The organism is Gordonia sp. SGD-V-85, assembly GCF_001456905.1.
Lineage (GTDB): Bacteria > Actinomycetota > Actinomycetes > Mycobacteriales > Mycobacteriaceae > Gordonia > Gordonia hongkongensis.
Map to the genome: position 1 here is coordinate 62601 of NZ_LNQO01000014.1, position 24656 is coordinate 87256.

Below are 24656 nucleotides of genomic sequence, written 5' to 3' on the forward strand. Positions count from 1 at the left end.
GGTCAGGAGGAGTTCTCGCGCACCACATTCCAGGCCGGGTCATCGAGCCCGATGTCGTACGTGCACTGCGCACCGCGCGGGTCCGGGACGAAGGACCACAGCAGCGCGCCGGCGACCCCGGCGTCGCGATGGCGCGCGACGATGGTCTCGAACTGCGCGGCCCGATTCGCGATCGAGCCACATGAGCCGGCATGTATCCCGATCTCGTTGACCACCAGCGGTTTTCCGAGCTCGCGGGCCTGTGCCAGTCGTGCGCGCAGATTGCTGCCCGCGGGCCCCGATTCGGGGTCGACATCGGAGCGGTAGTCGTGGAAGTCGAGCACGTCCACGCCGGCCGAGCCCAGGACCTCGGCATAACCCGCGCCCGCGAGGCCGCACTGGTCGCCGCCCACCACTCCCGAGAAGATCGGCCGGTCGGCGTCGTAGGCCCGGAGATGGGCGCCGGCGCGGTCGAAGAACGAGCGCAACACGGCCGTCGCATCGTCGGGACACGTTCGCGCCTCCCAGTCGCACGAGGCCGGACCGCATTCGCTCGCCTCGGGCTCCCCGACGAGTTCCCAGCCGGCGATCGACGGCTCGTCGTGCCAGCGGGTCACCGCGATCTCGACCCACTCCGCGTACGTCAGCCCGCCGACGATCTCCTGGCTCTGCCAACCGTCGACGTAGAAGTCGCGCTCCTTGAACCGCTCGTCCTCACAGTCGCCCGAGCCTCCGGTGAGGACCGGCAGGACCATCTGGTGATGCCGGGCCGCGGCCCGGAAGACCCGGTCGATCGGCCCGAAATCGATGAGCCCGCTGCGCTTGTCGACGGCGAAGACCGAGTACAGGTTGAATCGGGTCAGCGCACGGGGCGGGAGTCTGTCGAAGTACCCGTCGACCTCGACCTGGGCGCCGCAGCCGCGGTTGACCGACCAGTCGGTGCTGAGCTGATAGGCGTTGAACCCCGCTGGCCACCAGGGTTTCCCGTCGAGCATTAGGCCGGTGGGAGTGGTCGAGGCCCGATGCGACTGGGTGACCTGGGGAGGTCCCGGATCGGGGGTGCGCGCACACCCCGCGAGGCACAGCACGACGACGGCGATCGCGGTGACGAACAACCCGACCGCCCGCTTCTGCGTGCGCCGGCGGACCACAAGGTGCAGGCTACCCGTCACCTAGGGTGTCGGTATGTCGACGGGGTTGCGCAGGGCGGGTGCGGGAGAGGCCGACGGAGGGCGGCGGCGGTGGCGCGCCGCGGCCGGCGCGCTGGCCGTCGCCGCGGTCCTGTCCGCGTGCGGGACAGACGCGGTCGACCCCGGAGCACTGGGTCCGAGCACGACCGGCTCGAGCACGACGAGCCCGTCGCCCACCCCGTATTCATCGGGCCCGTACTCGCCCACCGAGAGCGCGCCGACGATCGTCTACCGCCCGCCGTACATCGAGCGGACCGAGTGGACCGACACCGCGGTCGGTCCGAGCCTCTCGGTGTTCCCCACGAATTCCGGGCGCTACACCACCGACCCCGGCGCGATGGCCGCCGCGTGGGCGGAGGTCGTCGCTCTCGACCCCACCGCCGACACCCCCGGGATGCAGGCCCAGTTCGATTGCCACTGGCGGTTCGCCCGCATCGTCGAACCCGAGAAGCCCAGCTGGAACCTCGAACCCGGCCGGCCGGTCGTCGCCGAGGAGGACATGGTCGGCGCCGGCTGCAACCCCGGTTTCGCCGAGGAATGACAAGTACTGCGGTGCGAGCGAGGCGGCCCGGCGGTGGTTGTGTTCTGTCGGATCAGCGCGTGCGATGCACGCGGCGGTTGCCGATGATCCGGCACACGACGTAGATCGCGAACGAGATGATCGTGACGAAGACCGACACGGGCAGCTTGGGAGCGAGCGACATCAGCAACCCGCCGACCGCCGCGACCTCGGCGAACACGACCGACAGCACCAGCGTGCGCGTCGGATTCGACGTGACGCGGGCGGCGGCGGCGCCCGGGGTGATCATCAGCGACATCACCAGCAGCGCGCCGATGATCTGCACGCCCTGCGCGGCCGCCAGGCCCATGATGATCGCGAACACCACCGACAGGGTGCGGATGGGTACCCCCCGCGCCTGCGCGACGCGGGGATCGGTGGAGGCGAACAGCAGTGGCCGGTAGATGACGGCCAGCACGACGACGACGATGCCCGTGGTGATGGCGATCGCGACCAGGCCGTTGATGCCCACGCTCACGACCTGACCGGTCAGCAACGCGAAGCCGGTCCCGATCCGGCCGTACAAGGCCAGGAACAGGACCCCGATGCCGAGGCCGAACGCCATCACGACGCCGATCACCGAGTCGCGCTCCCGCGCCTTGTTGCCGAGGAAACCGAAGACCGCCGCGGCGATGACCGCGCCGATGACGCCGCCGAGGTTCACGCTGAACCCGATCAGCAGGGCCGCCGCGGCACCGGTCACCGACAGTTCGCTGGCGCCGTGCACCGCGAAGGACATCTGCCGGGCGACGATGAGCGGGCCCAGCAGGCCGCCCAGGAGACCGAGCAGCACCATCGCGAGCAGTGCCTGCTGCATGAAGTCGTAACCGAGCAGGTCGATGGTGGTGGAGAAATCCCAGAGGTCGCTCAACGAGCGGTCGACGGAGAGGTGGGTGACGCTCACGCCGGACCGCCTCGCCTCGCGACACCCGGTTCGCTGTCGGCGGCGCAGTGGTGGGCGTCCTCGCCGCCGATCACGACCAGACGGCCGTTGACGCGCAGCACCTCGACATCGCTGCCGTACAGCTCGCTCAGCGTCTCCGTCGTCATCACCTCATGCGGCTCGCCGATGCGGAACCGGCCGTCGACGAGGTACAGGACCCGGTCGACAAAGGGCAGGATCGGGTTGATCTCGTGGGTCACGAACACGACGGCCGTCCCGGCGTCCCGGCGCCGGCGATCGATGAGGTCCACGACCACCTGTTGATTGGTCGGATCGAGACTGGCGAGCGGCTCGTCGCAGAGCAGCAGCGCGGGATCGCTCACCACCGCCTGGGCGACGCGTAGCCGTTGCTGCTCGCCGCCGGACAGGACGCCCAGCGGGGCGTCGGCGTATGGCAGGGCGTCCACCGAACCGAGCGCGGTGTCGACGAGTGCGCGGCGTCGTGCCCGGCCCCGGAGTCCGACACCCCAGCGGCCGCCGTCGACACCGAACCCGACGAGGTCCCGGCCGCGGATGGCCATCGGGTCGGCGTCGTCCTCGGCGTGCTGCTGGGGGATGTAGCCCACGGCGTCGGTGGTGGTCACGGTGCCGCGGTCGAGCGCGTACTGGTGCAACAGAACCCGCAGGAACGACGTCTTGCCGGAGCCGTTGGGCCCGAGGACCGCGACGAACTCACCGGATTCGATCGTCAGGTCGAGGTCGTCCCAGAGAACCCGGTCGCCGAACGCGAGCCGGGCGCCGGTGAACTCCACGACCGGCCTGCCCTTGCCTGCTCCGGTCGAGTCGCCTGCCCCGGTCAATTGGAGCCGGAACCCAGCGCCGCGGTCAGGGCGTCGATCTGGGCGCCCTGCCACACGACGTAGTCGGTGACGCCGTCGGGCAGGGTCTCGGTGAACTCCACGACCGGGACGCCCGCGGAGCGCGCGACGTCGAGCATGGCCTGTGTCACCGGGTCCACGGCCTGGGTGTTGTAGATCAGCACCTTCGCCCGACGGTCGGCCAGGATGTCCTGCAGTGCCGCACGGTCGGCGGCCGCGGGTGACTGGCCCTCCTCGACGGCCTGGGTGAAACCGGCCGGTGCGATGTCGACGAGCCCGGCCTCGGTCAGCATGAAGCCCGCGAGCGGCTCGGTCTGGGCGACCTCGGTGTCGGCGTGCTGTTCCCGGATGGTGGTGAGCTTCGCGCGCAGACCGTCGATGCCGGTGGTCAAGGTCTCGGCGTTGGCGCGGTAGGTCTCCGCGTTGTCCGGGTCCTTCTCGGCCAGCGCGTCGGCGACCTTGTCGGCCACCTGGGCGACGACGGGGAGGTCGTAGAAGACGTGCTCGTTCTGGTCGCCGTGCGCGTGGTCGTGGGCCCCGTCGGAGTGATCACCGTCGGAGTGATCGCCGGACGCGTGCTCGTCGCCGTGATCGCCACCGGCCTCGTCGGCATGCTCGTCGCTCCCGAGCAGGGCGTAGGCGTCGACCGCCGTCGCGTCCGAGTTGGCCGCCGCCTCCTCCATGTAGGAGTCGTAGTGGCCGCCGTTGAAGACGAGGATGTCGGCATCGGCGATCGTCGCGGTGTCCGCTGCCGAGGGCTCGAACTCGTGCGGATCACCGTCGGCGTTGGTGTACAGCGCGGTCACCTCGGCGTTGTCGCCGGCGACCGCGGCCGCCACCGAACCCCAGACGTTCGTGGACGCGACCACGGTCGGGGGGCCGTCGGTCCCGCCGGAGTCGCTGGAGCAGGCGGACAACACCAGGGCGGCGGCGGACAGCACACCGGCCGTGGCCAGCAGGGATTTCTTCATCGACAACCTTCACGCAAATGACAATCGTTACCGAAAGCAGTCTAGGTGATCGCGGCGACGGGCGTGCAGGGTGTCCGCAGGCCGGGGGACTCCTCGCCCGACACGGCGTTTCTCTATGGTGGAGACCATGACCTCGAGCCCGTCCCCGCGGCGTGTCGCGCTGATCTCCGTGCACACCTCGCCGCTGGCGCAACCGGGCACCGGCGACGCCGGCGGGATGAACGTCTACGTCTGGCAGACCGCGACGCGGCTGGCCCGTCGGGGAGTCGAGGTCGAGATCTTCACCCGCGCGACGTCGTCGGCCGACCCGGCGTCGGTCGCCGCAGCGCCGGGGGTGACGGTGCGCAACGTCGTCGCCGGCCCGTTCGAGGGCCTCGACAAGCGCGACCTGCCCGCCCAGCTGTGTGCGTTCACGGCCGGGGTCCTGCGTGCCGAGGCCGCGCAGGCGCCCGGTCACTACGACGTCATCCACTCGCACTACTGGCTCTCCGGCCAGGTGGGGTGGCTCGCCCGCGACCGGTGGGGTGTACCGCTGGTGCACACCGCGCACACCCTGGCCGCGGTCAAGAACGCATCGCTGGCCGAGGGCGACACCGCCGAGCCGCAGCTGCGGGTCATCGGGGAGCAGCAGGTGGTCGGGGAGGCCGATCGCCTGGTCGCGAACACCCAGACCGAGGCGACCGAATTGCTCTCGATGTACGGTGCCGCCGCCGACCGTATCGACGTGGTGACCCCTGGTGCCGATCTCGACTGTTACACACCGGGTTCCGCCGCGGCCGCCCGCGCGGAGCTCGGCCTCGACCCCGACGAGATGATCGTGACGTTCGTCGGGCGCATCCAACCGCTGAAGGCCCCCGACCTCCTCGTCGCCGCGGTCGCGCCGCTCATCGGTGAGTCCGCCGCGACCGGGCGGAGGCTGCGGGTGCTCATCGTCGGCGGGCCGTCGGGGTCGGGGCTGCAACGGCCCACCGCGCTGATGGATCAGGTCGCCGAACTCGGGATCGCCGATTCGGTCACCTTCCTGCCGCCCCAGCCGGCGAACCGTCTGGTGCAGGTCTACCGGGCGTCGGATGTGGTTGCCGTGCCCAGTCATTCGGAGAGTTTCGGACTGGTCGCGATCGAGGCGCAGGCCTGCGGGACGCCCGTCATCGCCGCGAATGTGGGTGGCCTCGGGGTGGCGGTCGACGACGGTCGGACCGGTGTGCTGGTCAACGGGCATCGGGTCGGGGACTGGACGAACGCGCTGGAAAAACTTCTCGCGCAACCCGATCGACTCGTCGAGCTCGGACAGCACGCCCGCGCCCACGCCGAGCAGTTCTCCTGGGAACACACGGTCGATCAGCTCCTCGAGAGTTACGGTCGGGCGATGCGGTCGTTCGCCGCGCACCAGCGCCCGGCGTCGCCCGAGGTGTCCGCGACGGCCGCGGCCTCGGCGCGCCTCCGGCGCCGCTGGCGTCGTCGGCGCAACCGGGTCACCGTCTGACGCTGCGCCGAAATCGCCCGCTGCGCAAGGGGTTTCCGATACCACCGACGAGAGGATGCCGTGAGTCGCAACGAGGTCGTCGACCTGCTGGAGAAGACGCTGGGCGATAACGAGATCGCCTTCGCGCGCAAGAGCGGCGGCGGGGCCGACGTCGATCACGTGGTCGTCGAGCTGCCCGGCGAACGCAAACTCAAGACCACCGTGCTGCTGACGGCGAGCGAGCACGGCGTCCGGGTGGAGGCCTTCGTGTGCCGCCGGCCCGACGAGAACCACGCCGGCGTGTACAAGTACCTGTTGAAGCGCAACCGCCGGCTGTACGGCGTCGCCTACACCATCGACAACACCGGTGACATCTACCTCGTGGGCCGGATCTCCGCCGACGGGTTGAGTCCCGGCGAGGTCGACCGGATCCTGGGGCAGGTCCTCGAGGCCGCGGACGGGGATTTCAACACCCTGCTCGAACTCGGGTTCCTGACCTCGATCCAGCGGGAGTGGGCGTGGCGGGTGTCGCGCGGCGAATCGCTGCGCAACCTGCTCGCCTTCGAGCACCTCATCGACAAGGAGTCCCTGCCGGAGGCGGGGAAGCCGCTCGAAGGTCGCTACATACCGGGTGAGTCGGTCGTCGACGGTGCGCAGAGCGTCACCGAGGATCCGTCGACCGCCGAATCGGACGAATCGTAGACTCTCTCGAGAGAGGTCCACGTTGCATCGTGTCAACGTGCGTTGATACGATGCGGTCGAGAAATTCCCCAATGGAGGTGTCATGAGCTTCACGAGTCCGTTTCCCGACGTCGAGATCCCGGACGTGAGTGTGTTCGAGTTCCTGTTCGGCGCGGTGGCCGAGGAGGACCTCGCCCGTACCGCGCTGGTGGACCCGAAGTCGGGGGCGACGACCACCTATGCGCAGCTGATCTCGCAGATCGAGGCGGCGGCGGGCGCGTTGGCGTCGCGGGGGATCGGCGTCGGCGACGTGGTGGGCATCCTGTCGCCCAACATCCCGGCGTTCGCGACGGTGTTCCACGGGATTCTGCGGGCCGGCGGCACCGCGACGACGATCAACGCACTCTTCACCGGACCCGAGATCGCCAAGCAGCTGCGGGATTCCGGCGCCAAGATGCTGGTGACGATCTCGCCGATGCTGGAGCAGGCCAAGGCCGCCGCCGATGAGGTCGGGCTGGCGGATGCCGACCTGATCGTCCTCGACGGCGAGGGCCAGGACGCCTCCGGACACCCGAACGCGGCGGACCTCCTGGGCGCCGGACTGGCCGCACCGGAGGTGTCGTTCGATCCGGCCACGCACGTCGCGGTCCTGCCGTATTCATCGGGCACGACCGGGAATCCGAAGGGTGTCGCGCTCTCGCATCGCAATCTGGTCGCCAATGTCGCGCAGATCCGACCGTTGCAGGGCATGGGCGCCGACGATGTGGTGATCGCGGTGCTGCCGTTCTTCCACATCTACGGCATGACGGTGCTGCTGAACGCGGCGCTGTACAACCGGGCGTCGCTGGTCGTGATGCCGCGGTTCGACCTCGTCGAGTTCCTCGAGAACATCCAGAACCACAAGGTCACCATGGCCTACATCGCGCCGCCGGTGGCCGTGGCGCTGGCCAAGCACCCGATCATCGACAACTACGACCTGTCCTCGCTGCACACGATTATGTCGGGCGCGGCGCCGCTGGACGACGAGCTGGGCCAGGCCGTCGCCAAACGTCTCGACCTGCACATGCTGCAGGGCTACGGCATGAGTGAGTTGTCGCCGGTGAGTCACATCATCCCGGCCGACACCCCCGGCCTGCTGGGTCAGCAGGACCCCCCGCTGTCCTCGACCGGGTGGGCGGTGCCGAACTCCGAGAACAAGATCGTCGACCCCGCATCGGGTGCCGAGATCGAGCTGCCGAGCGAGGGACTGTCGGAGCCGGGCGAGCTGTGGGTCAAGGGGCCGAACGTGATGCTGGGCTACCTCAACAACGAGCAGGCGACCGCCGACACCATCGACGCCGACGGCTACCTGCACACCGGCGACATGGCGCAGGTCGACCCGACCGGCTGCGTCTACATCGTCGACCGGCTCAAGGAGCTCATCAAGTACAAGGGCTACCAGGTGCCGCCCGCCGAGCTGGAGGCGCTGCTGCTCACCAACGACAAGATCGCCGACGCCGCGGTCATCGGCGTGATCGAGGCGGAGTCGGGCGAGGAGATCCCCAAGGCCTTCGTGGTGCGCCAGCCCGATGCGGAGATCACCGCCGACGAGGTCATCGAGTTCGTGGCGTCGAAGGTGGCCCCGCACAAGAAGGTCCGGGCGGTCGAGTTCATCGAGACGATCCCCAAGTCGGCCTCGGGCAAGATCCTGCGCAAGGACCTCCGCAAGTAGTCTCTGCTTCTGACATCGAGTATGACGTTGTGCCCGGTTGCCGGGCACAACGTCATACTCGTCGGTGCGTCAGGGGATCTCGTGGGGAGGGATGTCGTCGTAGGAGGCCGCTTCGGCGCCGGTTCGCTTCTGATGCCAGTAGGTGAACGCCCACAGCACGACGCCGAGCAGGAGTAGCCAGGCCGCGATCACGTACTGCTGGTTGTCGGCGCGGGCAAACGGGAGGGTGAGCGCCCCGGAGGTCACGGCGCCGAGCACCGCAACCGGCGTATAGGTGCGGAAGTGGTTGTGTCCCACGTGATCCTTGCGCAGCACCAGGACGGAGACGTTGACGACGGTGAACACCGCGAGCAGCAGCAGCGCGGTGGTGCCGCCGAGCAGTCCGACGATGGAACCCTTCGGGTCGGCGCTGACGTAGACCAGTAGGCACAGCGCGATGACGGTGGTGAACACAATCGCGGCGAACGGGGTACGGCGTCCGGGATGGACGTAGGCCAGGAACTTGGGCAGGACACCCTGCTTGGCCATGCCGTACAGCAGCCGGCTCGCCATCATCATGTTGATGAGCGCGGTGTTGGCGACGGCGAACATCGAGATCCACGGCAGCAGATCCGACATCGGGAAGTCGGGGGCCGCGGTCTGCACGACGTCGACGAGTGGGGTCTCGCTCTCGGCGAGGACGCCGACCGGGACGATCGCCACCGCGCAGATCGCGATCAGCACGTAGACGACCGCGGTGATCCCGAGGCCGCTCAGCATCACCTTGGGGAAGATCCGGACGGGTTCCTTGCATTCCTCGGCCATGTTCACCGAGTCCTCGAAACCGACGAGGGCGAAGAACGCCAGCGACGTCGCCGCGGTGACGGCGATGAAGACGTTCTTGTCGTCGGGACTCTCGAAGGCCACCACCGCATCCCAGTGATCGGCATTGCCGCCCACGATGAACCAGTAACCGATGAACAGCACCAGCAGCAAGCCCGTCAGTTCCACGAGCGTCAGCACCACATTGGTGCCGACGCCTTCGGCGACCCCGCGGAAGTTGATGAACATGACCAGCAGGAGGAAGCCGATGGCGATGGCGAACAGCGCCGGGCTCGTGGCGTCGGGCTTGTCACCGCTGAACGCGGTCAGCATGTTCACCGCGAACGCGCGGGACGCGGTGGTCGCCGAGGTGATACCCGAACACATCACGGTGAACAGCACGATGAAGGTGATGAAGTGGACGCCGAAAGCCTTGTGCACGTACAGGGCAGCGCCGGCGGCCTGGGGATATTTGGTCACCAGCTCCAGGTAGGAGAACGCCGTCAGCGTCGCCACCGCGAACGCGATGAGGAACGGCAGCCACGCCGCGCCCCCGACCTCGCCGGCGACCTGGCCGGTGAGTGCGTAGACGCCGGTGCCCAGGATGTCGCCGATGATAAACAGCAACAACAGCTTCCAGCCCAACACGCGTTTGAGCTCGGGCTGCTTCTCCGCATTCTGGCCGGTCGCGCCGGCGTCTGTACTGGCTGTCATGCGCTAACGCTAGACCCGCCCATGGCCGTTCGCGCGGCGAATCGACCGGTTCATTACCATTTCGTCGTCACCAGGTGCGCGCCGGGGTCCGGCCGGGGGTTCAGGCGCCGGTGAGGAGAGGGTGCGCACCGACTGTGGAAAACTATCGGCCATGAGCAACGGCACCCTGATCCTGATGCGGCACGGCGAGAGCGAATGGAATGCGTCCAACCAGTTCACCGGTTGGGTCGATGTGGCGCTCACCGACAAGGGCAGGGCCGAGGCCGAACGCGGGGGCGAGCTCCTCGTCGAGCACGACCTGCTGCCTGACGTCGTCTACACGTCGCTGCTGCGCCGCGCGATCACGACCGCGCACATCGCCCTCGACCGGGCCGACCGGCTCTGGATCCCGGTGATCCGCGACTGGCGACTCAACGAACGTCACTACGGCGCGCTGCAGGGCCTGAACAAGGCCGAGACCAAGGAGAAGTTCGGCGACGAGCAGTTCATGCTGTGGCGCCGCAGTTACGACACCCCGCCGCCGGCGATCGAACCCGATGCCGAATACAGCCAGGTGGGCGACGCGCGGTACGCCGATCTCCCCGAGGTGCCGCTGACCGAGTGCCTCAAGGACGTCGTCGAGCGGTTCATCCCGTACTACCTCGAGACGATCGTCGCCGACGTCCGGGCGGGGAAGAACGTGCTGCTCGCGGCACACGGCAACTCGCTGCGCGCGCTCGTCAAGCACCTCGACGGCATCTCCGACGACGACATCGCCGGACTGAACATCCCCACCGGCAACCCGCTTCGTTACGACCTCGACGACGACCTGAAGCCGCTCAACCCGGGTGGTACCTACCTCGACCCCGAGGCGGCCGCCGCGGGTGCCGCCGCGGTGGCGGCCCAAGGGCAGAAGTAGTCGTCGGGGTCCGTTCGGACATCCAGACGTGACACGTTTCGCCATGGCGTCGACGGTGTGGCGCGCGCTACATTAGACGGCATGGCGGACATGGGCACCCTGCGAATCGAGCACTCACCTGCCCAGGAGCGGTACGAGGCGATCCTCGTCGCCGATTCCCAGGGCGACGACGAGATCGTCGGTTATCTCGACTACGTCTCCGAGCCCTACCAGGTGGTCATCACGCACACCGTGATCCGCGAGCAGTTCAGTGGTCACGGGTACGCGGGCCAATTGGTCCAGGCGGTCCTCGAGGACATCCGGCGCGGCGGCAAGCAGGTCGTGCCGGTCTGCTCGTACGTGCAGCGCTTCATCGAACGTCACCCCGAGTTCGCGGACATGGCGGTTCCGGTTCCGCAATGACCGGTCCGGACACGGCCGCCCCGGTACCGGGGAAGCGCGCCGCCGCGTCGGCAGGGACTCCGGCCAACTCCGCGTGAACAACTGTCGAACACCTTCGTCAGATGTGCGTTCGGTGTTGGTCGAGCCGTAAGCTGCCCCTGTGACCGCCGCAATCTTCGCCGCGACGATCGCGTTCGTACTCGCGCTCTGCCTCGGTGTCGTGATCGGTCGACGCACCCGGGACCGGGACCGGTCCCGAGGGTTCGCGTTCCTCGATCGCATCCCGCGTCGTTCCGCATCCACCGCCGCCGAATTCGTTCCCGAGGCGACCCTCGGTCCCCGTGAGGTGCCGGCCTCGGCCGAGGTCCGTGACTCCGACGTGCAGGCGACCACCGACGACGGCCGTATGACCAAGGCCGGTCTGTTGAGCATGGTCGTGCGCAACACCGAGACCGCCATCGCCGTGGTCGACGAGTTCCGCGACGTCGTGCTGTACAACCAGCGGGCCGTCGAACTCGGGCTCGTACGCGAGATGCTGCTGGCCGACCCGGTGTGGGAGGCCGTGAAGGAAGTGCTCGACACCGGCGTCGAACGGCGCTTCGAGTTCAGCCCGCCGATGTCGAGTCTCGGTTTCGTCTCTACCGGCCGGACGCCCCGGCCCAGTGTCGAGCACGTGCGCTGTCACGCGCGGATCGTCGCGCAGGGCGAGGAACGCTATGTCGTCGCGTACGGACTCGACGACACCGAACACAAACGCGTGGAGGCCACCCGGCGCGACTTCGTCGCCAACGTCTCGCACGAACTCAAGACCCCCGTCGGCGCGATCGGGCTGCTCGCCGAGGCGTTGCTCGAGTCGGCCGACGACACCGATTCGGTGCAGCACTTCGGTCGCCGCGTCGTCGGCGAGACCAAGCGCATGGGCAACATGGTGAGCGAGCTGCTGGCGTTGTCCCGACTCCAGGACGGCGTCACACCGGAGTTCACCTGCATCGACGTCGACTCGCTCATCGACGACGCGCTGGCCGCGGCGACGCTCGCCGCCGAGGCGGCGGCCATCGAACTGCGCGCCGACGGTCCGATCGGCGTCATCATCCGCGGCGACCGTCCGCTGCTGCTCACCGCACTGAACAACCTCATCTCGAACGCCATCTCGTACTCGGCGTCGGACACCGTGGTCTCGATCAGCCGCCGCGTGATCAAGATCGACGGGCGGCCGATGGTCGCCATCGCGGTGACCGACCGGGGGATCGGGATCGAGCCGGAGGATCAGCAGCGGGTCTTCGAGCGGTTCTTCCGGGTCGACAAGGCCCGGTCCCGGATGACCGGCGGCACCGGACTCGGACTGGCCATCGTCAAGCACGTGGCCGCCAACCACGGCGGGACCATCAACCTGTGGAGCAAACCCGGCACCGGCTCGACCTTCACGCTGTGCATTCCGGAGGATCTGTCCGACGCCGGCTGGCCGCCGGCAGCGCAGCAGGCGCTGTCGGATCCCGATGCGCCGCCCCGCGCACTTCCCTCCGCGGAGGGTGACGACCCATCTGCCCGACCCACCGAAGGAAACAAGAGTTGACCCACGTTCTGATCGTCGAGGACGAGGAATCGCTGGCGGATCCGCTGGCCTTCCTGCTGCGCAAAGAGGGCTTCGAGGCCAGCGTCATCACCGATGGCGCGCAGGCGTTGCCGACCTTCGATCGGGTCAGTCCCGACATCGTGCTCCTCGATCTCATGCTGCCCGGGATGTCCGGAACCGAGATCTGCAAGGCCTTGCGCACCCGGTCGAATGTCCCGGTGATCATGGTGACCGCGCGCGACAGTGAGATCGACAAGGTCGTCGGCCTCGAACTCGGCGCGGATGACTATGTGACCAAGCCGTATTCGGCGCGCGAGCTGATCGCCCGCATCCGCGCGGTGCTGCGACGCGGCGGGGAGGTACCCGACGACGGTCTGGAGATCGGGATCCTGGAGGCCGGGCCGGTCCGGATGGACGTCGAGCGACACACCGTGTCGGTCAACGGAACGTCGATCACCCTGCCGCTCAAGGAGTTCGACCTCCTCGAGTATCTGCTGCGCAACTCCGGCCGCGTCCTGACCCGGGGTCAGCTCATCGACCGGGTGTGGGGCGTCGACTACGTCGGCGACACCAAGACACTCGACGTACACGTCAAGCGCCTGCGCTCGAAGATCGAGCCCGACCCGGCGAATCCGAAGCACCTCATCACCGTCCGCGGCCTCGGGTACAAGCTCGAGGCGTGAGCCGGCCGGGCCGCGGCGCCCCGGGGACTACTCCGGGGGCTGCAGCTCGTATTTGACGTCGGTCTCGCGGCGCTCGGTCGCGGCCTGCGTCGCCGGGTGGATCGCGATGAGCCCCAGCCCGTTCCGGCGCCGGCAGGCCGCTGCCAGCGCCGCATAGGCGGCCTCGCCGAGCAGCGCGGTGAGCTCGGGTGCGTACGACTCCCACACCTGCTTGGCCCCGATGTGGACGTCGGGGGAACCCGAGCAGTACCACTTCAGATCGTGGCCGCCCTCGCCCCAGCCACGCCGGTCGAATTCGGTGATCGTCGTCTGGAGCACCTGGGTGCCGTCGGGGCGTTCGATCCAGTCCTGCTCACGACGGATGGGCAGCTGCCAGCACACGTCGGGTTTGACCGTGAGCGGTTCGAGTCCCTTGCGCAGCGCCATCGAGTGCAGCGCGCATCCGACGCCGCCGGAGAACCCGGGTCGGTTCAGAAAGATGCACGCGCCCTTGTGGAGTCGCGTCTTCAAGGCGGGCTCGTCGTCGAGGTCGCTCTCCTCGAGGTACCCCTTCGGGCCGACCGGATCCTTGCCGGAGCCCTTCTTGTAGAACTGCCAGTCCTCGGGCGTCAGCATCGCGACGCCGCGGGCGAGGGTCTTGCGATCGTCCTTGTCGGACAGATACGCGCCGTGACTGCAGCACCCGTCGGTCTCCCGGCCCGGGAGGATGCCCTGACATGCGGGTGTGCCGAACACACACGTCCAGTGCGAGAGCAGCCAGGTGAGATCGGCCCGGATGACGTGCTCGGGGTCGGCGGGATCGGCGAATTCGTACCATTCGCGCGGAAAGTCGAGTTCGACCTCCGGCGCGGGATCGATGCGAGGCGCGGACGGCGAAATGGCGGTCACCTTTACACGGTAGCCGGGATCGGGCGGTGTAGGCGGCTGCACTACCGTTGACCCGTGCGCTTAGGAGTCCTCGACGTGGGCAGCAACACAGTCCACCTCCTGGTGGTCGACGCCCATCGTGGCGGTCACCCCACCCCGATGAGTTCGACCAAGGCGGTCCTGCGCCTGGCCGAACAGATTGACGCCGACGGCCGGATGAGTGACCGCGCCGTCGCCAAGCTCGTCGAGTCGATCGACGAATTCACCCATATCGCCCGGACGTCCGGTTGTGAGCAGATGATGGCGTTCGCGACGTCGGCCGTGCGCGATGCGACGAACTCCGACGACCTGCTCGACGAGATCGAGCAGCGGACCGGGGTGCGCGTGCTCGTCCTGTCGGGACGCGACGAGGCCAGGTTGACGTCGCTGGCGGTGCGCCGCTGGCGTGGCTGGAGCGCCGGCCGCATCCTCGCTCTCGACATCGGCGGCGGCTCCCTGGAGATGTCGAACGGCGTCGACGAGGAACCCGACGTCGCGCTGTCACTGCCGCTGGGGGCCGGACGACTCACCCGCGAGTGGCTGCCCGACGATCCGCCGGACCGGCGGCGGGTCGGAGTGCTGCGCGACTGGCTCGACGCCGAGCTCCGCGCACCCGCGTCCCAGCTGCTCGCACCCGGTGCGCCGGATCTGTGCGTCGGCACGTCGAAGACCTTCCGGAGCCTGGCCCGACTGACCGGCGCGGCGCCGTCGAGCGCCGGACCGCGGGTGCGCCGCGAACTGACGACGAGCGGGCTTCGTCAGCTCATCTCCTTCATCTCCCGCATGACCAAGGCCGATCGCGCCGAACTCGAGGGCGTCAGCTCGGACCGGGCCGGCCAGCTGGTCGCCGGAGCGCTGGTCGCCGAGGCGGCGATGCGCGCGTTGCAAGTCGATACACTGGAAATCTGTCCGTGGGCACTCCGGGAAGGTGTGATCCTGCGCCGACTCGACGCGGAGCAGGCCGACGCGCTGGAGCCGACACCGGTGCAGGGCGTTCGCGAGGGCGTCGGCTGACACCCTGGTAGACCCGGACCCAAACGTTCGAGAACGAGGACGGAGAGCCACTACATGCCGAAGGATTCGGAGCCCGAATCCCGACCCATCTCGGTGTCGGAACTTCTCGCCCGCTCGCAGGGGTCCCAGGGGGACTCGCCGGCACGTACCCGTGACGGCCGCGGCCGCCGACGCGCCGGCCGGGACGGATCGTTCTCGGTGTCCGAGCTGACCGGCGAGATCCCGAAGGTCGCCGACGCGGGAGAGGGTTCCGCGGCGCCCGCGGCCCGGCCTGAACCGGCTGCCCCACCGGCGAGCACCGCGCCTGCGGAGACGGCGGCCCCGGAGAATGCAGCTCCGGAGAAGACCGCTCCGGAAACGACTGCTGCGGAGAACGGTATCCCGGAGCGGGACACGACCCCGCGGAACCGTCCGGCCGCGGCCGCCGCGCCGTTCCCGCGTTCGACGAACCCGGTCCCGCGCCGCCCGGCCGACGATCAGCCCGTCGTCGACCGGCCGCGCGCCGACCAGCAATACCAGGCACGGCCGGGTAACCGCACCGCCAGCGGGATGCCCGGTTACGGCCAGGGAGCCGTCCCGCCGATGTCGACGCGCGACTTCAGCTCCGAGGCGGTGGCACGTCGGCTCGGGCAGACGCCGCCGCGAGATTCCGCTCCGGTCGACCACGAGTCGGCGAACGCCGTCACCGGCATCATCCCGGTGGTGGGTGAGAACGGGTCGGATCTGTCGGTCGTCGACTCCGACGACGTGGTCACCTACGACCTGACCGAGGTCGATGCGGGAACCGACGGCCCCCGCGAGCGCGGCGACGGCGGGTTCTCCGAGGTCATGGACTTCGACGCCTATCGCAACTTCGCCGACGTGGAGAGTGGGAACGACGGGCCGGGGGGCAAGGGCCGGTCCGGGGGCCCGGCCCGCAAGATCGGGGCGTCGAAGAAGACGGGGCCGTCGGGTGTCGTCGGGTTCGCGCGAAAGCTCTTCGGCGGCAAGAACCGGGACCGGAACGACCCCGATCGCCACACCGACGACCACCCGGGCGCACACACCGACGGCAACGAGTCGACACATGACTGGGCAGCCACCGCGGCCGCCGCCGCGACCGCGGGCGGGACGACGGCGGCGATCGCCGCGGCGCACCCCGAGACCCATGAGGCCGACGGTCGGTGGACCGGCTCGGACGAGACCGAGGGTCTCCAGACCGCCGACCGCCCCACCGACGACCACCCGACCGAGGCCATCGAACCGATCGAGTCCGCTTCCGAGGGCGACGAGGACCGGGTCGACCTGGTGAAGGAGCGCGAGCCGGAGGGTCCCGCCGAGCCCGAGGGCCCGGCGGACTTCGATGCCCTGCAGGACACCACGGACATCGACGAGACCTCCGATGACGACGCCGATCCCGACTCGGCAGCCGCCACGGCGGAGCACGCCGGACCGGACGTCGTGCATTCGGCCGCGGACGCGGAGACCGCCGAGCGGACCGGCACCGTCGACACACCGGCACCGGACGGTCGGGGGACCGACGACGCCGAGGAGTCGCCGGTGAAGGCCTGGCTGGTGTTGTTCGGACAGGCGATCGTCGGCCTAGCGGTCGGTGTCGGCCTGTTCTGGGGTTTCACCGAACTGTGGCGTTGGAATCCGTACTTCGCGCTGGTGCTCGCGGTCCTGGTGATCTTCGGCATCGTGACGCTGTCGCATGTGGTCCGGCGCACCAAGGACCTGCCGACGACGCTGCTCGCGCTCGGCGTGGGTCTGCTGGTCACCATCGGGCCGCTGGTGTTGTTGGCCGCGTGAGCCGGTGTGAACCGATGAACCCGTCGGGAGCGGAGCGAAGCGGGCGGGCCGGATGAGACCCGACCTCCCGCGTCCGTCCGCCGAGATCCCGATCGGCCTGTCGACGGCGTCGGTGTATCCCCAGAACACCGAGGCGGCCTTCGCCTACGCCGCCGAACTGGGCTTCGACGGCGTCGAGTTGATGGTGTGGGGTGACGCTCTGAGCCAGGACATCCGGCGGGTCGAGTACCTGTCGGACCACTATCAGGTTCCGGTGCTGTCGATCCACGCCCCGTGTCTGCTCATCACCCAGCGGGTGTGGGGACGCGACCCGGTCGTGAAGCTGGCCCGTGCGGTGGAGGCGGCCGAGGATCTCGGTGCGTCGACCGTCGTCGTGCATCCACCGTTCCGGTGGCAGCGTGGCTACGTCGCCGCCTTCGACGATCTCGTCGACGAACTCGAGGCGGACAGCGGGGTCGCGGTCGCCGTGGAGAACATGTTTCCCATGCGGGCCGACCGGCTGTTCGGCGCAGGGGAGCCCTCGGTCCGGCGACTCAGCAAGCGCGGCGGTGGTCCCGGTCTGGCGGCATCGGCGTTCGGCAAGTCGATCGATCCGACCGATGACGGCTACGCGCACTACACGCTCGATCTCTCGCACACCGCGACCGCCGGCGTCGACGCCCTCGCTCTTCTCGACCGGATGGGCTCGCGCCTCAACCACCTGCATCTCGCCGACGGCAATGGTGCCGCCACCGACGAGCACCTGATCCCCGGCGACGGGGCGCAGCCCTGCGCCGAGGTGTGCCGGCGCATCGCGGCGAGCGACTTCGCCGGGGCGGTTGTGCTCGAGGTCACCACGGGGAGCGCGCGCACCAAACCCGAGCGCAGCGCGCTGCTGGCCCGTTCGCTAGATTTTGCGCGGCGGCATCTCAAACGGGAGCTGCACCCCGAGCCCACCGGCCAGTTGAGCAGCTGATTCGTCGGGGGACGGGTCTCCTCGACGAAGGCGGGACGATGACCAGCAAGATCACCCAGGTGCAGGAGCTGACCGAGGTCGACCGTGGCGGTCCGGACTCGATCACCCTGCGGGCGCACATCGACGAGACGTTCACGATCGGCCCCAAGGTGCACGGCGGCACGCTGCAGATGGTGGTCGCGAAGGCGGCCCGGACCGCGCTGACCGCGCTCACGCCGGACGGCGACCGGCTCGCCGAGTCGGCGGCCGCGATGATCCCGGTGGCGATCTCCAGCGACTACCTCACCGCTCCCGATGCCGCGGACGTCGACCTGGTGATCAGTGTGCGCAAGCGTGGGCGCACCGTCACGGTCCTGTCGGTCGACGCCGTGCAACTCGGTCGGACCGTGGTGTCCTCGTCGGTGACGATGGCCCGTCCCGACAGCGGCCGGCCGCACCACTCCGGCCCCACGGTCCTCGACTCCGTGCCCGTGGAACCGTCGTCGACCGGCATCCCGCTCGACGGTTCGCCCATCGCCGAGGTCAACCACCTCGGCGCCGCCATCGACCTGGTCCTCGACTCTGAGACGTTCCCCGTCGTCCGCGGCGAGACCGGCGAGCCGCTCGTCCGTGGGTGGATCCGGCCGAAGGGCGTCGAACCCGACGAGTACTTCACGGTCCTGGTCGGAGACATCTCGCCCCCGGTCGTCATGAACCTGGCACTGTTCGGATGGGCGCCCACGGTGCAGCTGACCACCTACGTCCGGCGCCATCCCGCGCCCGGCTGGCTGCGTTTCGCCGCGACGAGTTCCGAGGTCGGCCCCGGGATGTTCGAGGAGGACCACCTCGTGGTGGACTCGACCGGGACCGTCGTCGCACAGTCCCGTCAGCTCGCCCTCATCCCCGCAGGAAGGTAGACATCCGTGTCCGAACGCATCGCCATCATCGGCGGAGGCAAGATCGGTGAGGCACTGCTCGCCGGTCTGATCGGTGCAGGCACCCCCACCAAGGACCTCGTCGTCGCCGAGCGGGTGGAGAGCCGCGCCGCCGAGATCGCCGAGGAGTACGGCGTGCTGGTCACCGACGTCAAGAGCGCGGCCGAGTCGGCGCAGTATGTGTTCCTGGCGATCAAGCCCGACGACGTCGACTCGATCCTGCGCATCCTCGCCTCGGCGGAGGACAACGCGCAATCCGAGCGGGTGACCGTGACCCTCGTGGCCGGCCTGCCCCTGTCGCGCTACGAGAGCGCGCTGCAGGCCGGGTCGCCCGTCATCCGGGTCATGCCCAACACCCCGATGCTCGTCAACGAGGCGATGTCGGCGGTCTCGGCCGGCCGGTACGTCGGCGACGAACAGCTGCAGGCGGTGGTCAAGATCCTGCAGACAGTCGGCCGGGTGACGGTCGTGCCGGAGAAGCAGATGGACGCGGTCACCGCGGTGTCCGGTTCCGGTCCGGCCTACGTCTTCCTGCTCGCCGAGGCGATGATCGACGCCGGCGTCGGCCTGGGGCTCACCCGTGCCCAGGCCTCGGAGATGGCGGTGCAGACCATTCGCGGCGCCGGCATCCTGCTGAGCGACTCGGGGCTGTCCGCGGTCGACCTGCGTGCGGCCGTCACCTCGCCCGGCGGCACCACCGCCGAGGCGATCCGGGAGTTCGAGGCCAACGGTCTGCGGCACGCGGTCTACCAGGCGACTCGTGCCTGCGCGGCCGCCAGCGCCCGCGGCGGACGTCGAGTGGAAGTCGAGGGTTTGGCGCAGGGACACGCCGTCACGGACACCCCATGAATTGTGGTCGAACGGCCGACAAACCCCAGCATGTTGGGGTCGAGTCACAGGAATCTCAGAAATACCGGTCTCTCACGTCGCTTTTTTCACATCTGCCACGCTAAGCTTCTTTAAGCACGTGCGTGTCTGATGTCCGCAGGAGGGGAAGCCTGCGGCCGCGACGCGTGCACCGGAGGTATGAGTGATTCATGGCACCTGCAGACACTCCTGGTGACAGGACAGGCGCAGTGAGCAACGCGGCTTCGGCGTCGCAGTTCCTCACCGTCGCCGAGGTTGCATCGTTGATGCGCGTTTCGAAGATGACCGTCTACCGTCTCGTCCACAACGGCGAACTGCCCGCGGTTCGGGTCGGACGCTCGTTCCGTGTGCACGCGAAAGCGGTCCACGACTACCTGGAGACGTCGTACTTCGACGCCGGCTGATCCGGCTTTCGCACCACGCCTGAACAGCAGTTCCTTCGAATGGTCTCCGTGACCGGCCCACGCCGGTCACGGGGCCTTTTGCGTGTGGGCGTCCCCCGCTGCCGCTCGTCGGCCATCGCGATTTCCCGATCCGGCGTGCCGCCCGGTAGGCTCGGTGGTCGCGTACCTGGATGCGCCGGTGAGCCCTACGTGACGCACCGCCGCTCGTCGCTTCGCTCCCGGCGCCGTACCCGGCTGAAGTGCTGACCAGGGCCGAACAAGTACATCAGTGTCAATCGTGAGGAAGCGCCCCGATGGGTTCAGTGATCAAGAAGCGCCGCAAGCGCATGTCGAAGAAGAAGCACCGCAAGTTGCTGCGTCGGACCCGGGTGCAGCGTCGCAAACTCGGTAAATAGGCTTTTCTTCGGCATCAGGACCCGCTACGGCGGGTCCTTTTGTCGTCTCGGGCCTCCTCGGTGCGCCGGAACGCCCGACTGGCGATAGCCTCGGGGCATGGCCGAATCCACCTCCGCACCCCCCAGGGTGGTCCTGGTCACCGGGGCGTCGACCTTCCTCGGCGGCTACCTGGTGGCCCGTCTCGCGGCCAATCCGGACATCGAGAAGGTGCTCGCCGTGGACTCGCGGGTGCCGCGCAAGGATCTCCTCCGCCGGATGGGGCGAGCGGAGTTCCTCCGGGTGGACATCCGGCGTCCCACGATCGCGAAGGCGCTCGCCGCCTATGACGTGGACACGGTCGTCCACGCCGCGACGTCGATCGCCGACACCGCCCCGCACTCCCCTGCGATCAAGGAGTTCAACCTCGTCGGGGCGATGCAGGTGTGCGCGGCCTGCCAGCGCACACCATCGGTGAAGCGTCTCGTGCTGCGTTCCACCGCCATGGTGTACGGCGCGGGCAGCCGCGACCCGTCGCACTTCGCCGAGGAGACGCGCGCTCCCCGGGAGCCGAAGCGGGGATACGGTCGAGATCTACTCGACGTCGAGGGTTACGTCCGCGGCCTCGGTCGGCGGCGTCAGGACATCGACATCACCATCGTCCGCCCGCAGGCCATGTTGGGTCCGCGCATCACCACCCGGATGAGTTCGTACCTCTCCCTGCCGGTCGTGCCGACGGTGATCGGATTCCAGCCGCGCCTGCAGTTCCTGCACGAGGAGGATGCGCTTGCGGCGATGGAGCACGTCACCCTCGCCGGGAAGGTCGGCACCTACAACATCTCGGGCGAGGGCGTGGTGACGCTCACGCAGGCGATCCGACGCGTCGGGCACATCGAACTGCCTGTTCCGAGCAGTCTGCTGGCGCCGATCGCGGGGGTGTTCCAGGACCTGCGGTCGGCGAAGCTGCGGTCGTCGCAGACGGAGTTCCTCACCTACGGCCGGGTGCTCGACACGACCCGCATGCGGACCGAACTCGGCTTCGTCCCGCGGTACACGACGCTGGAGACGTTGGACGACTTCATCGAACGCAGCGGGGTGACGCCGGTGATCGGGTCCGATTCGTGGAGATCGTTCGAGCGACGGGTCGTGTCGGCCGCCCACCAGTTGCAGTGAAATTCAGGGTCATGATGGCGGCGAAGTCGCCGTGAGCATGCGCAACGTGGGTGCAACCTCTAGACTTGGACGCCAGACCCACATCGCGCCCAGCGCTCCTACGCCGCGACTCGTTCGCCCCGGCGGTCCGAGTGCCGGCAGCAACCCGAGCCCAGACCCGGCCCGGATTTCGAACCCAGGACTCAGCTAGGGGTGAGCACTTTGGCAGGTGGCGGAGCGACAGATGCACGTACCGCGAAAGTCATTCAGCTCTACACATCGCCGACGGGTCCCGATGCCCGGGGTGTCCGGGAATCGGGTCGCCGACGCCATCCGAGTCAGCAGGTCGGTCGTGAACGATCGAAAAGCGCAGCGGCGCAACGGGGATCGTCGACGCTCGGACACCCCAACACCGATGGGTTCGGCCGCGCGCCCGCGCAGGTGACCCCGATCAGCGACGAGATCACCCTTCCCGACGAGGCGCTGGGCGTCGAACATCGCGGTCCGTCGAAATCGAGTCCGCTGTTCAGCCTGGGCGGTCTGCGCGGCGCGGTCGCCGACACCCTCACCTCGACCGCCGGGTTCATCCGGGAACGGATGGCGGGGGAGTACGAGGTCGACGAGTTCGGATTCGATCCCCACTTCACCGAATCGGTGTGGTTCCCGGCGATCCGGCAGGTCTACGAGAAGTGGTTCCGCGTCGAGGTCACCGGTGTGGAGAACCTGCCGCGCGAGGGTGGGGCGCTCCTGGTCGCCAACCACGCGGGCACGATCCCGGTCGACGCCGTGATCACCTCGCTGGCCGTGCGCGACAACCACCCGGAGGGCCGGTACCTGCGGGTCCTGGCCGCCGACATGGCCTTCGACACGCCGGGCGTCAGTGAGGTCGCGCGGCGGATCGGTGCGACGCTGGCGTGCAACTCCGACGCCGACCGTCTGCTGCGCGCGGGTGAGCTGACCGCGGTCTGGCCCGAGGGGTACAAGGGCATCGGCAAGCTGTACAAGGACCGCTACAAGCTCCAGCGGTTCGGCCGCGGCGGGTTCGTGACGACCGCGCTGCGCAACGCCGCGCCGATCATCCCGGTGTCGATCGTCGGCTCCGAGGAGATCTACCCGATGCTCGCCGACCTCAAGCCGCTCGCCAAGATCCTCGGCCTGCCGTACTTCCCGGTGACCCCGCTGTTCCCGTGGCTCGGGCCGCTGGGCATGGTGCCGTTGCCGTCGAAGTGGCACATCCACTTCGGCCGGCCCATCGAGACCGGCTCCTACGACGAGGCGTCCGCCGACGACCCGATGGTGGTCTTCGATCTCACCGACCACGTGCGCGAAGAGATCCAGCAGACCCTCTTCCGGATGCTGAGCCGGCGCGGAAGCGTCTACTTCGGCTGAGCTCGGTGTCGCGCGGGGGCGTGGCGCGCGTTCGACGCCCGTTCCGGTCCGTCAGCTGATACTCATGGAGCATGCGTGCAGTCGTGTGCCGGCAGGGCGAGCTGACGGTCGAGGAGATCCCCACCCCGGAGCCCGGCAAGGGTCAGGTACTGCTCCGCGTTCTCCGCGCGGGCATCTGTGGTTCGGACCTGCACGCCCGGGTCCATGCCGATGCCACGGCGCAGGTGTCCGCCGAGGTCGGCTACGACGCATTCATGCGATCCGGGCAGTCGGTGGTCATGGGACACGAGTTCGCCGGCGAGGTGGTCTCCTACGGGCCCGGTTGCCGTAAACGCTGGGCTCCCGGGACCCCGGTGGTGTCGGTCCCGATGATCCGGCACGGCGCCGACGCCCACCTGACCGGACTGTCGGAGTCCGCGCCCGGCGGGTACGCCCAGTTCGTCCTGGTGTCGGAGGACATGACCTTCGAGATCCCGGAGAACCTGCCCGCCGAGCATGCCGCGCTGACCGAGCCGATGGCCGTCGCCCATCACGCGGTCCGGCGCGGGGAGGTGGGACGCCGGGATGTCGCGGTCGTCGTGGGTTGCGGCCCGATCGGGCTGGCCGTCATCACGATGCTGAAGGCCGACGGAGTTCGCACGGTCATCGCGAGCGACCCGTCACCCGGCCGCCGGGTGCTGGCGCACCGCGTAGGGGCCGACATCGTCGTCGACCCGGCGGCGTCGTCGCCGTTCGAGCGGTGTGCCGAGGTCGGCAAGTACATCACTCGCGCCCAGGATCTGCTGGGCGCGGCGTTCGACGCCATGCGGACGCTGCGGCGAATCCCCTTGGCGCCGTGGTCCTCGGTCTTCCGCATGGCCGACCGCCTGGGTGCCACACCGAAGGGCCCCGTCGTCTTCGAATGTGTGGGGACGCCCGGGATGATCGAGCACATCGTGACCGAGGCGCCGTTCCGGTCGCGGATCGTCGTGGTCGGGGTGTGCATGGAGCCTGACACCTTCCGTCCGGCGATGGCTCTCAACAAGGAACACGAGTTGCGGTTCGTGTTCGCCTACGACCCCGCCGAATTCCACGACACGCTGCACATGATGGCCGACGGCAAGGTCGACGTCGCACCGCTGATCACCGCGACGGTCGGCCTCGACGGCGTGGGAGCGGCGTTCGATGCCCTCGGCGGCGCCGAACACCACGCCAAGGTCCTCATCGACCCGATGAGTGAGGTGGACTCGCTGTAGGGGGAGGGTTCGTCGATCGTGCGCCGGATCCCGTCGACTGTGCGGCCCCTCCGCTGGTTGAGCCGGCCCCGAGCGGAGCGAGGCGCCGTGTCGAAACCACCTGGCGACCACCCCCACCCCCCGCTGGTTGAGCCGGCCCCTCCGCTGGTTGAGCCGGCAACGAGCCGCTAGGCGAGTCGCCGTGTCGAAACCACCTGGCGACCCGACGATCTCAGCCATCGCCAACCCGGACGGCACCACACCGCAACGCCCAGAATCTATTTCGTCGACAACGATGTCACTCCTGTGGAGAC

General features: G+C 68.9%; 24 protein-coding genes. 18 read left to right on the plus strand and 6 right to left on the minus strand.

From position 1 onward, the window contains the following. Window positions 1-2 precede the first annotated feature (2 nt). Window positions 3-1151, minus strand: a complete 1149-nt coding sequence (locus tag AS181_RS16380; RefSeq protein WP_082652958.1) for a beta-mannosidase — start codon at window positions 1149-1151, stop codon at window positions 3-5. A gap of 13 nt (window positions 1152-1164) precedes the next feature. Here AS181_RS16380 and AS181_RS16385 point away from each other — a divergent pair, with 13 nt between their 5' ends. Then, window positions 1165-1710: a DUF2599 domain-containing protein gene (locus AS181_RS16385; RefSeq protein ID WP_058252623.1), complete on the plus strand. Its 546-nt coding sequence runs from the start codon at window positions 1165-1167 to the stop codon at window positions 1708-1710. A 52-nt stretch (window positions 1711-1762) separates the two neighbouring features. Here AS181_RS16385 and AS181_RS16390 read toward each other — a convergent pair whose 3' ends face one another. The 3 genes from AS181_RS16390 to AS181_RS16400 are packed head-to-tail and all read right to left on the minus strand — an operon-like array spanning window position 1763 to window position 4460. Continuing rightward, a complete protein-coding gene (locus AS181_RS16390) occupies window positions 1763-2632 on the minus strand; it encodes a metal ABC transporter permease (RefSeq protein WP_058252624.1) in 870 nt (289 codons plus the stop codon). Next, entirely contained in the window at window positions 2629-3471 is an 843-nt protein-coding gene (locus tag AS181_RS16395) for a metal ABC transporter ATP-binding protein (RefSeq protein ID WP_058252625.1), read from the minus strand. The genes AS181_RS16390 and AS181_RS16395 overlap by 4 nt, the downstream gene beginning before the upstream one ends. Next, window positions 3468-4460: a metal ABC transporter solute-binding protein, Zn/Mn family gene (locus AS181_RS16400; RefSeq protein ID WP_058252626.1), complete on the minus strand. Its 993-nt coding sequence runs from the start codon at window positions 4458-4460 to the stop codon at window positions 3468-3470. The genes AS181_RS16395 and AS181_RS16400 overlap by 4 nt, the downstream gene beginning before the upstream one ends. 127 nt (window positions 4461-4587) lie before the next feature. Here AS181_RS16400 and mshA point away from each other — a divergent pair, with 127 nt between their 5' ends. From mshA to AS181_RS16415, 3 genes are all read left to right on the plus strand, one after another. After that, complete coding sequence (gene mshA / locus AS181_RS16405) at window positions 4588-5943, plus strand: D-inositol-3-phosphate glycosyltransferase (RefSeq protein ID WP_058252682.1); 1356 nt, start codon at window positions 4588-4590, stop codon at window positions 5941-5943. 60 nt (window positions 5944-6003) lie between these two features. After that, the gene (locus AS181_RS16410; protein WP_058252627.1) at window positions 6004-6624 is read left to right on the plus strand and encodes a YbjN domain-containing protein; all 621 of its coding nucleotides are present in this window, start codon (window positions 6004-6006) and stop codon (window positions 6622-6624) included. A gap of 82 nt (window positions 6625-6706) precedes the next feature. After that, entirely contained in the window at window positions 6707-8314 is a 1608-nt protein-coding gene (locus tag AS181_RS16415) for a 4-coumarate--CoA ligase family protein (RefSeq protein WP_058252628.1), read from the plus strand. Window positions 8315-8383: 69 nt separating this feature from the next. On the opposite strand, the gene AS181_RS16420 is transcribed toward AS181_RS16415, so the two are convergent. Then, complete coding sequence (locus AS181_RS16420; protein WP_058252629.1) at window positions 8384-9829, minus strand: APC family permease; 1446 nt, start codon at window positions 9827-9829, stop codon at window positions 8384-8386. 151 nt (window positions 9830-9980) lie between these two features. Here AS181_RS16420 and AS181_RS16425 point away from each other — a divergent pair, with 151 nt between their 5' ends. The 4 genes from AS181_RS16425 to AS181_RS16440 all read left to right on the plus strand — a co-directional run bounded on the left by AS181_RS16425 (window position 9981) and on the right by AS181_RS16440 (window position 13364). Next, window positions 9981-10727 (plus strand): phosphoglyceromutase, encoded by a 747-nt coding sequence (locus AS181_RS16425; RefSeq protein WP_058252630.1) that lies wholly within the window; start codon window positions 9981-9983, stop codon window positions 10725-10727. Window positions 10728-10808: 81 nt separating this feature from the next. Beyond that, entirely contained in the window at window positions 10809-11129 is a 321-nt protein-coding gene (locus AS181_RS16430; protein WP_058252631.1) for a GNAT family N-acetyltransferase, read from the plus strand. A 139-nt stretch (window positions 11130-11268) separates the two neighbouring features. Beyond that, window positions 11269-12681, plus strand: coding sequence for a sensor histidine kinase (locus AS181_RS16435; RefSeq protein ID WP_058252632.1), 1413 nt, complete (start codon window positions 11269-11271; stop codon window positions 12679-12681). Next, window positions 12678-13364: a response regulator transcription factor gene (locus AS181_RS16440; RefSeq protein WP_058252633.1), complete on the plus strand. Its 687-nt coding sequence runs from the start codon at window positions 12678-12680 to the stop codon at window positions 13362-13364. Before AS181_RS16435 ends, AS181_RS16440 begins: the two co-directional genes overlap by 4 nt. Window positions 13365-13391: 27 nt before the next feature. On the opposite strand, the gene AS181_RS16445 is transcribed toward AS181_RS16440, so the two are convergent. Next, complete coding sequence (locus tag AS181_RS16445) at window positions 13392-14252, minus strand: hypothetical protein (RefSeq protein WP_058252634.1); 861 nt, start codon at window positions 14250-14252, stop codon at window positions 13392-13394. 54 nt (window positions 14253-14306) lie between these two features. On the opposite strand from AS181_RS16445, the gene AS181_RS16450 reads away from it, so the two are divergent. The 10 genes from AS181_RS16450 (at window position 14307) to AS181_RS16490 (ending at window position 24363) form a co-directional block, all read left to right on the plus strand. After that, a complete protein-coding gene (locus AS181_RS16450; protein ID WP_175404346.1) occupies window positions 14307-15284 on the plus strand; it encodes a Ppx/GppA phosphatase family protein in 978 nt (325 codons plus the stop codon). A 54-nt stretch (window positions 15285-15338) separates the two neighbouring features. Further along, window positions 15339-17075 (plus strand): hypothetical protein, encoded by a 1737-nt coding sequence (locus AS181_RS16455; protein WP_058252636.1) that lies wholly within the window; start codon window positions 15339-15341, stop codon window positions 17073-17075. Between the two features lie 52 nt (window positions 17076-17127). Then, window positions 17128-18030, plus strand: a complete 903-nt coding sequence (locus tag AS181_RS16460) for a sugar phosphate isomerase/epimerase family protein (RefSeq protein WP_058252637.1) — start codon at window positions 17128-17130, stop codon at window positions 18028-18030. Between the two features lie 38 nt (window positions 18031-18068). Further along, the gene (locus AS181_RS16465; RefSeq protein WP_058252638.1) at window positions 18069-18926 is read left to right on the plus strand and encodes a thioesterase family protein; all 858 of its coding nucleotides are present in this window, start codon (window positions 18069-18071) and stop codon (window positions 18924-18926) included. A 6-nt stretch (window positions 18927-18932) separates the two neighbouring features. Beyond that, complete coding sequence (gene proC, locus AS181_RS16470; protein WP_058252639.1) at window positions 18933-19793, plus strand: pyrroline-5-carboxylate reductase; 861 nt, start codon at window positions 18933-18935, stop codon at window positions 19791-19793. 188 nt (window positions 19794-19981) lie between these two features. Next, the gene (locus tag AS181_RS16475; protein ID WP_004019963.1) at window positions 19982-20215 is read left to right on the plus strand and encodes a helix-turn-helix domain-containing protein; all 234 of its coding nucleotides are present in this window, start codon (window positions 19982-19984) and stop codon (window positions 20213-20215) included. Between the two features lie 293 nt (window positions 20216-20508). Continuing rightward, on the plus strand, window positions 20509-20610 hold the full coding sequence (locus AS181_RS24625; protein WP_003402602.1) for a 30S ribosomal protein bS22: 102 nt from the start codon (window positions 20509-20511) through the stop codon (window positions 20608-20610). Between the two features lie 97 nt (window positions 20611-20707). Further along, a complete protein-coding gene (locus tag AS181_RS16480; RefSeq protein WP_058252640.1) occupies window positions 20708-21760 on the plus strand; it encodes an NAD-dependent epimerase/dehydratase family protein in 1053 nt (350 codons plus the stop codon). A gap of 192 nt (window positions 21761-21952) precedes the next feature. Further along, entirely contained in the window at window positions 21953-23128 is a 1176-nt protein-coding gene (locus AS181_RS16485) for a lysophospholipid acyltransferase family protein (protein ID WP_171011610.1), read from the plus strand. A gap of 71 nt (window positions 23129-23199) precedes the next feature. Further along, entirely contained in the window at window positions 23200-24363 is a 1164-nt protein-coding gene (locus tag AS181_RS16490; protein WP_058252642.1) for a zinc-binding dehydrogenase, read from the plus strand. Window positions 24364-24656: the final 293 nt, after the last annotated feature.